Below are 14,278 nucleotides of genomic sequence, written 5' to 3' on the forward strand. Positions count from 1 at the left end.
GGGAGCCGCCCTCTCTCTTTATCTGTGCGGGCAGGCGAAGCGGCCTATTTGAGACCGGCTTTTTGCAGGGTCTCGTCGCTCTGGGCGTCAACCCAGGCCTGCAGCCGCTGCTCGGCTTTGGGGCAGTGGTACTCGTCGATGACCAGGTGGCCTTGCTGGTCTTTGTAATAGGTAAAGGAGATCTCGTCGCCAGTGCGGATGCAGGCATTGGCCTCGTAGTCGCTGGCGGGGAAGAGGCGGTAGGTGTCGGCAGTGCCGTCGGCTTGGCGGATGGAGTAGGCAGTGTAATAGGTCTTGTAGGCTGCTCCTTTGCCGCCCAGATAATCGCTGGAACTGTAGCTACCGGTGATGACCCCCTTGACCTGGCGGGGATCATACCCCTCCCAGTCCCGGTCGAGGGCCATCTTTTCATGGTTTTTGGTGTAGTCAAAGCCGTTGCAGAGAATGTCGACAGGCTCCTCTCCCGGAAAGACGGATACCGCGACCCCTCGATTGTTATCCGGCGGGGGCTGGGTGAAAAAGGTGTGCCAAATCCAGTCCATAAGAAGGGGGCGCAGGGCGAAGCCCACCACCAGGACGAGGACGCAGATGAGGAAGATGAGGCCTTTTTTGTTTTTCACGGCACTTACCTCCTCTTGAGCCCAGCTTTTTGCAGGGTCTCGTCGCTCTGGGCGTCAACCCAGGCCTGCAGCCGCTGCTCGGCTTGGGGACAGTGGTACTCGCCGATGACCAGGTGACCCTGCTGGTCTTTGTAATAGGTAAAGGAAATCTCATCGCCGGTGCGGATGCAGGCATTGGCCTCGTAGTCGCTGGCGGGGTAGAGGCGGTAGGTGTCGGCGGTGCCGTCGGCTTGGCGGATGGAGTAGCCCCAGTAGTAGGTTTTGTAGGCAACCCCCTCGCCGCCCAGATAATCGCTGGAACCAAATGTGCCGGTGACGGCACCTTCTGCCTGGCGGGGATCATACCCCTCCCAGTCCCGGTCGAGGGCCATCTTTTCATGGTTTTTGGTGTAGTCATAGCCGTTACAAATCACGTCAACGGCCTCCTCCCCTGGAAAGACGGATACAGCGACCCCTCGGTTTTCATCTAGCACGACGGGTTTCTCTATAAAGGTATACCAAATCCAGTCCATGATGAGGGGGCGCAGGGCGAAGCCCACCACCAGGACGAGTACACAGATGAGAAAGATGAGGCCCTTTTTGTTTTTCATGACCGTTTGCCCCCTTTTTAATTAGTATAGCAGGGGCAAAGGAGGAAAAACATGGAAAATGTGTACAATTTATTTGTTTTGAATTATTCAAAACAACAGTATTTTTTTATTTTGTATAATATGATTGATTTTTGTTGCAAAAGGTCTATGATAGAGATAAGGAGATGATTCCATTGGACAGGAAAGTTTGGATGGACTAGTCATGTTGTGAACTCCTTTTATGGAGAAAGGAAAGAAAAATGAAAAAGAGTGCAAAACGGTTTTGGCACTGGCGATTGCGGCGTTAGGAGCGGTGGCGTTGTTGGCGATTCCTGCTACTGCAAATTGTGTGATGGCCCGCCGAGAATTGGACGATCCAGAGCAATTCTCCGCTTGGAGCGAGTATGGGGCTAGTATTTATTGGCACGGCTCAAATTACTCCGAATCGACAGGTACAATGGCATTGCGAGTAGTAAGAGATGATGGAGCTAAAATTGTTGAGAATGTACGTATCAGTAAAGGGACTAATGATAGTGGATCACGGGTAAGTGCTCCTGGCGGGAAACATCGCGTTGGTATTAGCAATTACTGGAGCAAAACTAAAGGTAGTGCAACCGTGTGTTGTCCCTACTAATGGTCAATTAAATGGGAAGGGAGGCGCTGCTTGGGCAGTGCCTCCCTGTTTTGAAAGGGGATGGGTCTGGTGAAGAGGCTGGTTTGTTTGACGGTGCAGCGCTTTCGCAAGAAATCCCTGCTCTTTGCGGGGATTCTCTCCCTGGCGGCAGCCCACTTTCAGTGCCTGTCCTACCTTGGCGGGCCGTTTTCAAAATACGCGGTGGAAGCGGTCAACCCGTCGATGGTCAACGCCATGACACTGAGTTACTCTCTGGTGCCCTTCCTCTTCTGTCTCTTCATCGGGTACGAGTTGAGCGAGGGGATCCGCGCCGAGAATTTGCAGGAGACCTGGGGTCCCGCACAAAACGGGCTGGGCCGGGTGATCGCCGCCCACCTGTTGGTTCTGGCGGGCTTTGCCCTCCTATTGACTTTGCAGTACGGGGCCTACAATATTTACGCCTGTATTCGCTACCAGGGGGCCACAGTGGGATACGGCCTCAACCTGTTGGGGGCGCACCTGCTCTATCTCTTTCTGCCCTGTTTGGTGGCCAGCTGCATGGGAACCGCTCTGGCCCTTTTTGCCGGGCGCTACACCGCCTACGGGGTGATGGTGCTCATCGGCTATCTTTCGTCCAGCCTCTTTGCCGAACTGCTGGAGGCGGTCAACGTCTTTGGCGGGAGGGCCGCCGGGCGGCTGCTCACCCTCTTTACCCTGCCCTACCAGGACAGGATGATTCTGGACGAGGACTACGGCTTTGGGGTGGAGGGGTACCGGCTTTTCCGGGTCGCCTTCTGGCTCCTGTTGCTGGCGGGCCTTCTCTGGCTGGGCTGCCGGCTGCGGCGGCGCTGGCCCGCACTGCTGTGCGGGGGACTGGCGCTCCTCTGTGCCGGGGGATTCTTTTTTCGTGGGTCGGCCCTGGTGCGGGAAGACGGCCCGGACAGGACATCGGATGTGCTCTATCTTTATTACAGCGAAAATCCTGCCCGAGACCAGCCAGCGGACTTCACTGTCAACAGCTGTGACTTGAAGCTGAAAATCACCGACCGGCTCAAGGGAATGGCGGCCCTCACTGTGGAGAAAAATGAGGTGGGGGCGGACTGCCGCTTCACCCTCTATCACGGCTACAAGCTCACCTCCCTCACCGACGGGGCGGGCAACCCCCTGGACTACAAGCGGGAGGGCGACTACCTGACGGTTTCCCCTCCTGCGGGGGAGCGGCTGGAGCAGCTGGTCTTTCAGTACAGGGGCGAAGGGGGGCTCTCCTACTCCAACCGGCAGGCGGTCTTTCTGCCGGCGGGGTTTGGCTACTACCCCCTGGAGGGATGGGTGCCCCTCTACGAGGACTATGAGGTGCCCTTTGCCGCCGTGGGGGCGGAGAAGGACTTCACCCTGCAGGTCTCATCCTCCTGCCCGCTGGAGGTCTCCCTTCCCCCGGCGGAGAAGGGGTACGCCGGGCGCACCCAGGGGGTGACCCTGCTGGGCGGCCTGGTGACCCGCGGGGACTGCGGGGGGATGGAACTGGTGAGCGCCTCTCTCTCTCATCAGATGGGAACACTTTTCTGGGATGAGTACCAGAGCCGGGTGGACGCGGCTGCCCAGCTGGGGTTTGATTTCTCGCAAAAGCTGAAGGACAAACCGGTCTTTCTCACCGACCAGTCCGACTGGGTGGACTACACCCCCTTTGTGGAGTTTTCCGACCACTACCTCTGCCGTGTTCCGCCCATGCGGTGGGTGGCGGATGAATTTGTCCACCAGGCGCTGGCGGACGCGCCGGAGAAGGAGAAGGTGGCCCAGACGGCCATCCTGCTGCTGGACGAGCGCACCCGCAAGGCCTTTGAGGTCAACTGCGTGGGGACGGGGCTGCCGGAGCCGATGCTGGGCGTCATCGACCTGGACAGGTGCGGCGGCTGGGAAGTGGTGCAGCCCTTTGGCGAGGCGGTGTTCCAGCTGGGGGAGGAGCCGGTGATCGCCCAGGTGAAGGCCTATCTGGCCGACGGAACCGACGCCCGCACCGCCCTGGAATTTTTGAATGACCTGCGCAGGGGGGCGGAGGGATGAGCCGGCTGTGTTACTGGAAGATGCGGGGGATGGGCTGGTGGTACCTGCCGCCGCTGATCGCCCTCTGGCTGGTGCTGCCGGGGATGCTGGCCATCTGGTACCGGCAGGACCCGTTGACGGCCGCCAGCAGCTATCTGCGTCTCTGCGAGCAGGTGATCCCCCTTTTTTCCGTCTGGTGGCTGGTGATGGTGCGCAAGGAGGAACTCACCGGCGACGGGCGGGAGCTGCTCTACATCTACGGCGGCTACCGGGGCCGGCTGGGGCCGGCCCTCTTCACCCTGGGCTGGTACCTCCTCCACGCGGCGGCGCCGGTGGCGGCGGGGGTCTGGCTGCTGCCGGAGATGGGGGCGGAACACCTGGCCAAGACCGGGGCGCAGGTCCTCTTTATCTGGGGGCTCTGCCTGCTGCTGATGGAGCTTCTGCACTCTTTGGCGGTGCCGCTGCTCCTCTGCGCGGCCTACTGTTTTGGCGCCTATTTGATGGAGCGGGAGGTCATGGAGCGGACGACCATCTTTTTCGACGTGCACACGGGGCCCACCTTCTGGCCCAAGTGCGGGGCCGTTGCGGCGGCGGGGCTGCTGCTGGCGGTCCTGGGGTGCTGGGGCCTGCGGCGGATGCGGGAGTGAGGGCCCTCTTTTTAGAGGCCTCTTCCCCCCAAAAAGCAGGGGCATAGCGCCCCCCAAGGGGGGCGGACAAAAGCCGGGCGGATTCGCCCGGCTTCCTCTTTTTCCCTGTAAAACCGCTATTTTACCCCCTCGCCGTTCACAGAACGTTAAAATTGCAGTCACAATTGTAAACTATACTGCCAATTGCAGGGGCGGTTCCCTCTGTTCGCTTTAGTATTGCACAATTTCGTGAAATATCTTCGCGTTTTATATTGCACAAATACCAAAAGCTGTGTACAATATAGATAATATGGTTTGGCAATACTGGCATTTTCCACAATGGAGGTGGCCGGGTCCCCCGCCCTCTGCGGGGCCCTTTTGCCGCCGGGCCATGCACCTTCGGAAAAGAGAGGAATCGCACTATGTCTAACAGATTATTTCAGGGCATCATCCACCAGATGAAGGACACGGTGGACCGGGTCATCGGTGTGATCGATGACAAGGGAAACGTCATTTCCTGCAGCGAGCTGACCAAGATCGGCGACGTGTTTGAGGGCTGCAATCTGCAAAATGCCAATTTGAAGGAGTGCTTTGTCAAAGAGGGCTATACCTTTAAGCCCTTTGGCACCAACGAAAAGGGCGACTACGCCGTCTTCGTGGCCGGTATCGACGACATCTCCGCCAGCTATGCGGGGCTCTTGACGGTGGCGCTGACGAGCATCAAGCAGTACCACGACGAGAAGTACGACCGCAACAACTTCATCAAAAACGTCATCCTGGACAACATCCTGCCCGGCGACGTTTACGTGAAGGCGCGGGAGCTGCACTTTGGCACCGACGCCCACCGCATTGTGCTGCTGGTGCGCACCGTGGGCAAGACCGAGGTCTCGGCCTACGATGTGATCGTCAACCTCTTCCCCGACAAGCAGAAGGACTTCATCTTCAACATCTCCGAGACCGATACCGTCATCGTCAAGGAGATCCACCCCGACATCGAGACCAAGGACATTGAGAAGCTGGCCCGCAGCATTGTGGACACCCTCTCCAGCGAGTTCTATATCCGCTCCTTTGTGGGCATCGGCACCGTGGTCACCGGCATCAAAGACCTGGCCCGCTCTTTTAAAGAGGCCCAGGTGGCGCTGGAGGTCTCCAAGGTGTTCGACGCCGAAAAGACCATCGTCTCCTTTGACAAGCTGGGCATTGCCCGGCTGATCTACCAGCTGCCCACCACCGTCTGTGAGATGTTCCTCAAAGAGGTGTTCCAAAAGGGCTCCATCGACCAGCTGGACCAGGAGACCCTCTTCACCATTCAGCGGTTTTTCGAGAACAACCTCAACGTGTCCGAGACTTCGCGGGGGCTGTTTGTCCACCGCAACACCCTGGTCTACCGGCTGGAGAAGATCAAGAAGCTCACCGGGCTGGACCTGCGGGAATTCGATCACGCCATTGTCTTTAAGGTGGCCTTGATGGTCAAGAAATATCTGAACTCCAACCCTGTGAAATACTGATATTGAGGCAGTTTTTACATGATTGAATTCAAAAACGTGTCCAAGGTGTACCCCAACGGCACCTATGGGCTCAAGGACGTGAGCGTCCGCATCGACGACGGGGAATTTGTCTTTGTTCTGGGCGCGTCCGGCGCGGGCAAGTCCACCTTCTTAAAACTCATTATGCACGAGGAGAAGGTGACCTCCGGCGAGCTGGTGGTCAACGGCTTCTCCTTAGCCGGGCTCAAGCAGCGGGAGGTGCCCAAGCTGCGCCGGTCCATGGGCATTGTCTTTCAGGACTTTCGCCTGATCCCGTCGATGAACGTCTACGACAACGTGGCCTTTGCCCTGCGGGTGACCGATACCCCCTACCGGGAGATCCGCAAGCGGGTCCCCTTTGTGCTGGATCTGGTGGGGCTCATCCACAAGGCAAAGAACATGCCAAACGAGCTCTCCGGCGGGGAGCAGCAGCGGGTGGCGCTGGCCCGGGCCCTGGTCAACAAACCGGCCCTCATCATCGCCGACGAGCCCACCGGCAACATCGACCCCGAGATGTCCATGGAGATCGTGGACATGCTCGATTCCATCAACAAGGTGGGCACCACCATCTTGATGGTCACCCACGAGCACGAGCTCATTCGCCGGTACGACCACCGGGTCATCACCATTGAGGGCGGTTCGATTTTGAGCGACCAGCCGGATTGGAGGGATGCGCGGTGAAGGGAAGCGGAACGGGATACCTGGTGAAGACCGGGGTCAAGAGCATCTGGCACAACAAATTGATGAGCCTGGCCTCCATCGCCGTGCTCAGCGCCTGCTTGATGATTTTGGGGGTCGCGGCCCTCTTTTCGATCAACATGGGCGAGGCCCTGGCCTATGTGGAGAGCCAAAACGAGATCGTGGTCTTTATCGCCGAGGAGGCCACCGATGAGGAGCGAACCGACCTGGAGGCGCTGGTGGCCAGCACCGGCAACATCGAGAGCTACCAGTACATCTCCAAGGAGGACGCCCTCAATGAGACCAGGGAGGAGTTCGGACCCGATTCAGCCCTGCTGGATGGGCTGGAGGAGGACAACCCCCTCCCCGCCTCCTACCGCATCAAGCTGCAAAACCTCGACTACATGTACGACACCGTCTCCACCTTCCAAAAGGCCCCCGGAGTTGAGACGGTCAGCTACCCCCAGGACGTGGCGGAGACCATCGTCTCGCTGAAGAACATGGTCAGCATCTTCGGCACCGCCATCATCGCCGTCTTTGTGGCGGTGTCCCTGGTGATCATCTCCAACACCATCCGCCTGACGGTGTTCGCCCGCCGGCGGGAGATCAATATTATGAAGTACGTGGGGGCCACCAACGGCTTTATCCGGCTGCCCTTTGTGGTGGAGGGGATGTTCATCGGCCTGCTGGCCGCCCTCATCGCCTATTTCGCCGTCTGGGGCGGGTACCAGGGGATCATGAACATGATCATGGGCACCACCTCCCAGTTTTTGCAGTCCATGGCCGACAGCCTCATCCCGTTTGGAGAGATCTGGTACTGGGTGCTGGCCGGCTTTGCCCTCACGGGGATGGGGACCGGCGCCCTGGGCAGTGTGCTCTCCATCCGCAAACACCTAAAAGTCTGATCGCTCTTTGTAGACAAAGGAGGTCTTTCCCATGCATCGAACCCACAGAACCCACAGAAAAAAGGCGGTGGTGTCCCTGCTGTTGGCCATCGCCATCACCCTGGCAGGGCCTTTTGGCGGGACGCAGACGGCCAAGGGTGCGTCGGTGGACGATCTCAACTCGAAATACGACCAGCTGGACGACAAGATCAACGACCTGCAAGACAGCATCAACGACCTGAAAAACTCCAAGTCGGAGGCCCAGGCCCAAAAGGAGCAGCTGGACGAGCAGCTCTCTCTGGTGCGCCAGCAGGTGGAGGTGCTGGAGGACAAGATCGACGCCCTCAACACCCAGATCGCCGAAAAAGAGGCGTTTATCGCCCAGAAGGAGGAGGAGATCGCCGACAACGAGGAGCTCTTCCGCAAGCGGCTGCGGGCTCAGTACATGTCTCCCCGGACCGACGGGCTCACCGCCATCCTCGGGTCAGAGGACTTCAGCCAGATGCTCGTCAAGATGGACACCATGACCCGGATCGCCGACCACGACAAGCAGCTCATCGAGCAGTTGGAGCGGGAGAAGCAGGAGATCGTGGACGCCAAAAACGAACTGGCCGCCAACAAGGCGGACATTGAGGCGTCCAAGTCCCTGCTGGACGCCAAGAAGGCCCAGCTGGCCAGCCAGGCCGAAGAGGTGGGAAACAGCATCTCCTCTCTGGAGGACCAGCAGGCCATGAACGAGCAGCAGGTGGCCCAGTACCGCTCGGAACAGAAGGCGGTGCAGCAGCAGATCTCTGACCTGCTGGCCTCCTATGAAAACGCGGGCAACACCATGGGCGACAAGTATGTGGGCGGCCAATTCCAGTGGCCGGTTCCGGGGTACTACCACATTTCGGCCCCCTACGGCAAGTCGGCGGCCTACGGGTGGGAGTTCCACACCGGCATCGACATCTCCCGCGGCAGCCAGGCCAGCATCTACGGCAAGCCCATTGTGGCGGCCAACGACGGCAAGGTGGCGGTGGTTCGCTACGGCAACACCGGCTACGGCAACTATGTGATGATCGACCACGGCGGCAGTCTCTACACCCTGTACGGGCACACCAGCTCGATCGCGGTGAGCCAGGGGCAGTATGTCAAAAAGGGCCAGACCATCGCCTATGTGGGCAGTACCGGCAACTCCACCGGGCCCCACCTGCACTTTGAGGTGCGCAAGGGCATCAGCTACGGCAGCGATGTCAACCCCATGCCCTACCTGCAGGGCTAACGCATAGAGTCCGCCCCCGCAGGGCGGTGGAAGAGGGCCGGTTTTGCCGGCCCTCTTTTGTGCGCGAGCCGGGCCCGGTGCGATTGGGGCTGTACCCCAGGGGGCAGGATGTGCTATAATATGATAAATATCGTTTGTTTTCACCGGGCGTGCCTGCGCGCTCTCCCTTTGAGGCGAGACCGTCGGCGCTCCGGCCTGCACGCGGCCGCTGCGGCCGCAATCCCGCCCGCGCCCTTTGCCGCGGGCAGAGAAGGCGGTTTTGTCTATGAATAAAAAAGTTTCTGTGGGGGTCCTCATCTCCCTGCTGTCCATGGTCTGCGCCCTGACCTTCACCATCACCATGGTCCTCTCCATCGGCCTGTTTGACAACAAGATGAATTCCACCAAGAGCCGGGAGGCCATGTACTCCAAAATCTCCGAGGTGGACACCTATGTGCGGGACAACTATGTGGGTGAGCTGGCCGACCAGAGCCTGATGGACGCCATGCTCAAGGGCTATGTCAGCGGGATGGGGGACAGATATGCCCGCTACTACACCGTGGAGGAGTGGAACAGCATCGAGTCCACCTTCAACGGCGCGGTCACCGGCATCGGGGTGGCGGGAAAGGCCGACACCTCGGGCTATATCCGGGTGACCAAGGTCTACGACGGCTCCCCCGCCAAAGAGGCCGGCATCGAGAAAAACGACTTGATCATCGCCGTGGACGGGCAGGACGTGCTGGCCATGGGGGTCACCAAGGCCATGGCCCTGATCCAGGGCGACCCGGGTTCCAAGGTCAAGGTGGATTTTCAGCGCGACAGCGTCAAAAACAGTGTGGAGATCATCCGCAAGAGCATCACCGTCCCCTCGGTGGAGTACCAGAATCTGGACGGGGTGGGCTACATCCGCATCTATGAGTTCAACAACACCACCGCCTCCCAGTTTGACTACGCCCTCAACCAGCTCAAGAGCGCCGGGGCCAAAAGTCTGGTTTTCGACGTGCGGGACAACTCCGGCGGCCTGACCAAGGTCACCGCCGAAATTTTGGATACCCTGGTGCCGGAGGGGACCATCCTCTCGGCCGAGTACAAGAGCGGGGAGCAAAAGGCCCTCTACACCTCGGGCAAGGGCGAGGAGACCCTGCCCATGACGGTGATCGTCAACGAGAACACTGCCTCGGCCGCCGAGATGTTTGCCGCTGTGCTGCGGGATTTCGGCAAGGCCAAGCTGGTGGGAACCGGCACCTACGGCAAGGGGGTCATGCAGGAGTACAAGCAACTCTCGGACGGGTCGGGCATCGACATCACCGTGGCCTACCTGATCCCCCCCTCTGGGGAGAAATTCAATGAAACGGGGCTCAAGCCCGATTACAAGGTGACCCTCAGCACCCAGCAACAGCAGCAGGCCCACATGCTCACCGTTGAGACCGACCCCCAGATCAAAAAGGCCATTGAGGTGGTGAGCGCCGGAAACAGCGCCCAGGGCAATGGGAGTAGCAGCGCCGACGCCTCTTCCTCCACCCCTTCCGAGGGACAGGGGGAAGAGAGCCAGCCAGAAGGCGGCGAGGGCGAAGGCGGGAGCGGCGCCCCGGAGAGCGAGTCCTCCGACAGCGGCGAAGGGCAGGAGGCGGCCTGTGGCCCCCGCAGCTGGTACACCTTTTAAGAACAGACGGAAAACCCGCCCCCTCTCCTTTGCGGAGAGGGGGCGGGTTTTTTGCCGCCGCAGAGCGAAGGGACCGCGACCTGCCTTCCGCCTTTTGGTGCGAAACGGGGGAATACCCCCTGCCGTTCCCCCGTATACTGGGAAAAAGGAGGGATGGCAAATGGTGGTGCTGTTGCGGGCCGACGAGAGGCCGTTTCCCCGCAATCTCTTTGCCCGGGTGAAGTGCGAGCCCCTGCGGGAGAAGGGCTATCTTCTGCACCGGGTCACCTATCCCAGCAGCCGCAAGTTACAGGCGTTTTTGCGCGCCCAGGAGGGGCCGGTCTACACGGTGGGAGAGGGAGAGCCGGAGCCCGCCTTTCGCCGCGCCCTGGTGGAGGGGGCGGCGGAGCCACTGCTGGCCCTGCTGGGGGAAGAGGCCTGCCGCCTGCGGCTGCTGCTCTGCGATCGGGAAGGGGAGTGCCGGGAGCTGGTGGCCCGCTGCCTGCGCCGGGTCAACACCCTGACGGTGGCCACCGACCGGGTGGAGGAATACAGCGCCTTTGCCGAGGAACACTTTTTGCAGACCGGGGCGCTGATCGCCGTCGCCCCCTGGGCGGAGGCGGAGAGGGCCCTCGGCCAGAGCGGCGGCGCGGTGCTGGTGCTCAACCCCTTGGGGGAGGAGGTACAGGCCCCGGGCTGCATCGTCCTGGGGGGCGGAGGCGGCATCGGCGTGGAGCCGGCCGAGTGCTCAGGCCTGCCGCTGGACTGGGTTTGGGCTCTCTGCCAGGACGGACAGGTGGAGCCGGCCTACCTCTTTTGCGACGAGTGGGAGGTGTCCGCCAAGCGGCGCATCTCCCTGGAAGAGATGGCGGAGTACGTGCGCCGCCAGTGCATCCCCGCCCGGGCAGAGGTTGCCGGTGCGGTGCGGGGGCAGTGAGAAATCTGCCTTGACATTGGCAGTTCCACTCCCTATAATATATATATTGCCTTGGCGTGCCCAGGTGCCCGCCGTTTACGGAAAGGAAGAAGAACCATTGGATAAGCAGCTTATCGTGACCGAAGAAGGTCTCAAAAAACTGGAAGACGAGCTGGAGCAGCTGAAGACGGTTCGCCGGCAGGACGTGGCGGAGAAGATCAAAGTTGCCCGTTCTTTTGGCGACCTTTCGGAAAACAGCGAGTACGACGAGGCCAAGAACGAACAGGCCATGGTGGAAGCCCGGATCGCCCAGCTGGAGCAGCGGTTGAAAAACGTGCGGGTGCTGGACGAGGACGACATTGGCACCGACCAGGTCAACGTGGGCTTGGTGGTCAAATGCACCTGCGACGCCTACGAGGGGGAGGACAACTTCACCATTGTCGGCTCGACTGAGGCCGACCCCCTGTCGGGGAAGATCAGCGACGAGTCGCCGGTGGGCAAGGCCCTGATGGGCCACCAGCAGGGCGACACGGTGGAGGTGGAGCTGCCCAGTGGCCAGCTGGTGCACTACACCATTGTGAAGATCGGCAAATAGTGCCCCGCCCCCGCCGGTCAAGTGGCGGAGAGCCAAACAGTTGGGTTGCAAGGAGCGGAGCGAAGAGCCCGCTCCTTTTTTGGAGCGAATCGAGAGGACGGAAAAGGGGGATTTTTCGTGGAAAATGAGAGAGCAGTAGGCGCCCCGGCAGAGGGCAGCGAGCTGGCGGTGCGCCGCCAGAAGCTCGAGTGGCTGAAGGCGGAGGGGCGCGACCCCTTTGTCATCACCAAGTTTGAGGTGAGCGCCCACGCCGCTGAGATTCAGCAGAATTTCGAGCAGATGGAGGGGCAGGTGGTCTCGCTGGCCGGGCGGCTGATGGGCCGTCGGGACATGGGCAAAGCAAACTTCATCGACCTGCAGGACAAGACCGGCCGCATCCAGGTTTTCGCCAACATCGGCGGCCTGGGAGAAGAGGCGTTTGCCGAGTTCAAAAAGTGGGACATCGGCGACATCATCGGCCTGACTGGCGAGGTGTTTCGCACCCGCCGGGGGGAGATTTCTGTCAAAGCCCAGGAGGTGACCCTCCTCTCCAAGTCCCTGCAGCCGCTGCCCGAGAAATTTCACGGCCTGACCGACACCGACACCCGCTATCGCCAGCGCTACATCGACCTGATCATGAACCAGGACGTGAGAGAGACCTTTGTCAAGCGTTCGGCCATCATCCGCGAGATCCGCAACTTCCTGGACAGCCAGGACTTTGTGGAGGTGGAGACCCCCATGTTGGTGGCCAACGCCGGAGGCGCCGCGGCTCGGCCCTTCTCGACCCACTACAACGCCCTGGACGAGGACATCAAGCTGCGCATCTCGCTGGAACTCTACCTCAAGCGGCTGATTGTCGGCGGGCTGGACCGGGTCTACGAGATCGGGCGGGTCTTCCGCAACGAGGGGCTGGACACCCGGCACAACCCCGAGTTCACCCTGATGGAGCTCTACCAGGCCTATACCGACTACAACGGGATGATGGATCTGACCGAAAAGATGTTCCGCCATGTGGCGCAGAAGGTCTGCGGCACCACCCTCATCCCCTATGCCGAGGCCATGATCGACCTGGGCAAGCCCTTTGAGCGGATGACCATGACCGAGGCGGTGAAGAAATACGCCGGCATTGATTTCGATCAGGTGCCCGATACGGCGGCCGCCAAGAAGCTGGCCGATGAGCGGGAGCTGCACTACGAGGAGCGCCACACCAAGGGCGACATCCTCAACCTCTTCTTTGAGGAGTATGTGGAGGAACACCTGATCCAGCCGGTGTTCATCATGGACCACCCGGTGGAAATCTCCCCCCTGACCAAGAGAAAGCCGGACAAGCCCGGCTATGTGGAGCGCTTTGAGCTCTTCATCTACGGGCGGGAGATGTGCAACGCCTATTCCGAACTCAACGATCCGGTGGACCAGCGGGCGCGCTTTGCCGAGCAGGAGAAGCTGCTGGCCCAGGGGGACGAGGAGGCCAACCACACCGACGAGGACTTCCTCACTGCGCTGGAGATCGGCATGCCCCCCACGGGCGGCATCGGCTACGGCATCGACCGGCTGGTGATGCTGCTGACCAACTCCCCGGCCATCCGGGACGTGCTTCTTTTCCCCACCATGAAATCCCTCGGCGGCGAGAAGAAGGGCGCTGCCGCCCCCGCCGCGGCAGGGGTGCCGGCGGAGGAGATCGATTTCTCCCAGGTAAAAGTCGAGCCGCTTTTTGAGGAGTTTGTGGACTTTGAGACCTTCAGCAAGTCAGATTTCCGGGCGGTAAAGATCGAGGCCTGCGAGGCGGTTCCGAAGTCGAAGAAGCTGCTCAAGTTTACGCTCAACGACGGGACGGACCGCAAGCGCACGATCTTGAGCGGCATTCGCGAGTACTACGAACCGGAGGAACTGGTTGGGAAGACCGCCATCGCCATCGTCAACCTGCCGCCGAGAAAGATGATGGGCATCTCCTCCGAGGGGATGCTGATCTCTGCGGTTCACGAGGAGGGCGGCCGTGAAGGGCTGAACCTGCTGATGGTGGACGATCGGATCCCAGCGGGCGCAAAGCTGTACTAAGGGAGCCAATTGGCGCCGCTTTCCCGTATGCGCCAAACAATTGAAATCACCTTTTCCTACCGCCTGTTGGGGCGGTGGAGGGCGGGTCTGCACCGGCGGTGAGCCGCAGGGGCAGACCCGCCTTTTTGGCGTCTGATAAGGGGGTGCCGCTGGGGGGAGGAGCCGACGGAGGCCCTGCGTTTTGACATGTGAAAGGCCCTCTTTTGGGGGTGCGCCCCTTTGGGGTTTATGGTATAATAGCCACAAAGTGGCTATTATACCGATGATGGCCAGGCAGATGCGCAAACTGCGTTTG

13 protein-coding genes are annotated in these 14,278 nt (G+C 60.4%); 11 read left to right on the top strand and 2 right to left on the bottom strand.

Features of this window, described 5'->3' with window-relative positions; all coding sequences use genetic code 11:
- Positions 1 to 44: 44 nt before the first annotated feature.
- Together HJY11_RS12935 and HJY11_RS12940 are read right to left on the bottom strand one after the other, a co-directional pair.
- Positions 45 to 620: a hypothetical protein gene (locus HJY11_RS12935; protein ID WP_208076368.1), complete on the bottom strand. Its 576-nt coding sequence runs from the start codon at positions 618 to 620 to the stop codon at positions 45 to 47.
- 5 nt (positions 621 to 625) lie between these two features.
- On the bottom strand, positions 626 to 1,210 hold the full coding sequence (locus HJY11_RS12940) for a hypothetical protein (protein ID WP_208076369.1): 585 nt from the start codon (positions 1,208 to 1,210) through the stop codon (positions 626 to 628).
- A 220-nt stretch (positions 1,211 to 1,430) separates the two neighbouring features.
- On the opposite strand from HJY11_RS12940, the gene HJY11_RS12945 reads away from it, so the two are divergent.
- From HJY11_RS12945 to lysS, 11 genes are all read left to right on the top strand, one after another.
- Complete coding sequence (locus tag HJY11_RS12945) at positions 1,431 to 1,823, top strand: hypothetical protein (protein WP_208076370.1); 393 nt, start codon at positions 1,431 to 1,433, stop codon at positions 1,821 to 1,823.
- A 69-nt stretch (positions 1,824 to 1,892) separates the two neighbouring features.
- Positions 1,893 to 3,863: a hypothetical protein gene (locus HJY11_RS12950; RefSeq protein ID WP_208076371.1), complete on the top strand. Its 1,971-nt coding sequence runs from the start codon at positions 1,893 to 1,895 to the stop codon at positions 3,861 to 3,863.
- Entirely contained in the window at positions 3,860 to 4,489 is a 630-nt protein-coding gene (locus tag HJY11_RS12955) for a hypothetical protein (protein ID WP_208076372.1), read from the top strand. Before HJY11_RS12950 ends, HJY11_RS12955 begins: the two co-directional genes overlap by 4 nt.
- 401 nt (positions 4,490 to 4,890) lie before the next feature.
- Positions 4,891 to 5,976, top strand: a complete 1,086-nt coding sequence (locus HJY11_RS12960) for a PucR family transcriptional regulator (protein WP_021660332.1) — start codon at positions 4,891 to 4,893, stop codon at positions 5,974 to 5,976.
- Positions 5,977 to 5,994: 18 nt separating this feature from the next.
- Positions 5,995 to 6,675 (top strand): cell division ATP-binding protein FtsE, encoded by a 681-nt coding sequence (gene ftsE / locus HJY11_RS12965; RefSeq protein ID WP_208076373.1) that lies wholly within the window; start codon positions 5,995 to 5,997, stop codon positions 6,673 to 6,675.
- Positions 6,672 to 7,577: a permease-like cell division protein FtsX gene (ftsX, locus tag HJY11_RS12970; RefSeq protein WP_208076374.1), complete on the top strand. Its 906-nt coding sequence runs from the start codon at positions 6,672 to 6,674 to the stop codon at positions 7,575 to 7,577. Before ftsE ends, ftsX begins: the two co-directional genes overlap by 4 nt.
- Before the next feature lie 31 nt (positions 7,578 to 7,608).
- On the top strand, positions 7,609 to 8,817 hold the full coding sequence (locus HJY11_RS12975) for a murein hydrolase activator EnvC family protein (protein ID WP_208076375.1): 1,209 nt from the start codon (positions 7,609 to 7,611) through the stop codon (positions 8,815 to 8,817).
- A gap of 265 nt (positions 8,818 to 9,082) precedes the next feature.
- Positions 9,083 to 10,459: a S41 family peptidase gene (locus HJY11_RS12980; protein WP_208076376.1), complete on the top strand. Its 1,377-nt coding sequence runs from the start codon at positions 9,083 to 9,085 to the stop codon at positions 10,457 to 10,459.
- 160 nt (positions 10,460 to 10,619) lie between these two features.
- A complete protein-coding gene (locus tag HJY11_RS12985; RefSeq protein WP_208076377.1) occupies positions 10,620 to 11,375 on the top strand; it encodes a hypothetical protein in 756 nt (251 codons plus the stop codon).
- Between the two features lie 97 nt (positions 11,376 to 11,472).
- Complete coding sequence (greA, locus tag HJY11_RS12990) at positions 11,473 to 11,949, top strand: transcription elongation factor GreA (protein ID WP_208076378.1); 477 nt, start codon at positions 11,473 to 11,475, stop codon at positions 11,947 to 11,949.
- Positions 11,950 to 12,066: 117 nt separating this feature from the next.
- Positions 12,067 to 13,983 carry a lysine--tRNA ligase gene (gene lysS / locus HJY11_RS12995; RefSeq protein ID WP_208076379.1) on the top strand — a complete coding sequence of 639 codons (1,917 nt, stop codon included), beginning with the start codon at positions 12,067 to 12,069 and terminating at the stop codon, positions 13,981 to 13,983.
- Positions 13,984 to 14,278 lie beyond the last annotated feature (295 nt).

It is taken from the genome of Bittarella massiliensis (ex Durand et al. 2017), assembly GCF_017566145.1.
Taxonomy (GTDB): Bacteria; Bacillota; Clostridia; order Oscillospirales; family Ruminococcaceae; genus Bittarella; species Bittarella massiliensis_A.

Bases quoted from the DNA above. Each gene is read 5' to 3' on its own strand.
- ftsE (WP_208076373.1), top strand. From the start codon at position 5,995: ATGATTGAATTCAAAAACGTGTCCAAGGTGTACCCCAACGGCACCTAT.
- HJY11_RS12945 (WP_208076370.1), top strand. From the start codon at position 1,431: ATGGAGAAAGGAAAGAAAAATGAAAAAGAGTGCAAAACGGTTTTGGCA.
- HJY11_RS12975 (WP_208076375.1), top strand. From the start codon at position 7,609: ATGCATCGAACCCACAGAACCCACAGAAAAAAGGCGGTGGTGTCCCTG.
- HJY11_RS12960 (WP_021660332.1), top strand. From the start codon at position 4,891: ATGTCTAACAGATTATTTCAGGGCATCATCCACCAGATGAAGGACACG.
- HJY11_RS12940 (WP_208076369.1), bottom strand. From the start codon at position 1,210: ATGAAAAACAAAAAGGGCCTCATCTTTCTCATCTGTGTACTCGTCCTG.
- HJY11_RS12985 (WP_208076377.1), top strand. From the start codon at position 10,620: ATGGTGGTGCTGTTGCGGGCCGACGAGAGGCCGTTTCCCCGCAATCTC.
- HJY11_RS12955 (WP_208076372.1), top strand. From the start codon at position 3,860: ATGAGCCGGCTGTGTTACTGGAAGATGCGGGGGATGGGCTGGTGGTAC.
- HJY11_RS12980 (WP_208076376.1), top strand. From the start codon at position 9,083: ATGAATAAAAAAGTTTCTGTGGGGGTCCTCATCTCCCTGCTGTCCATG.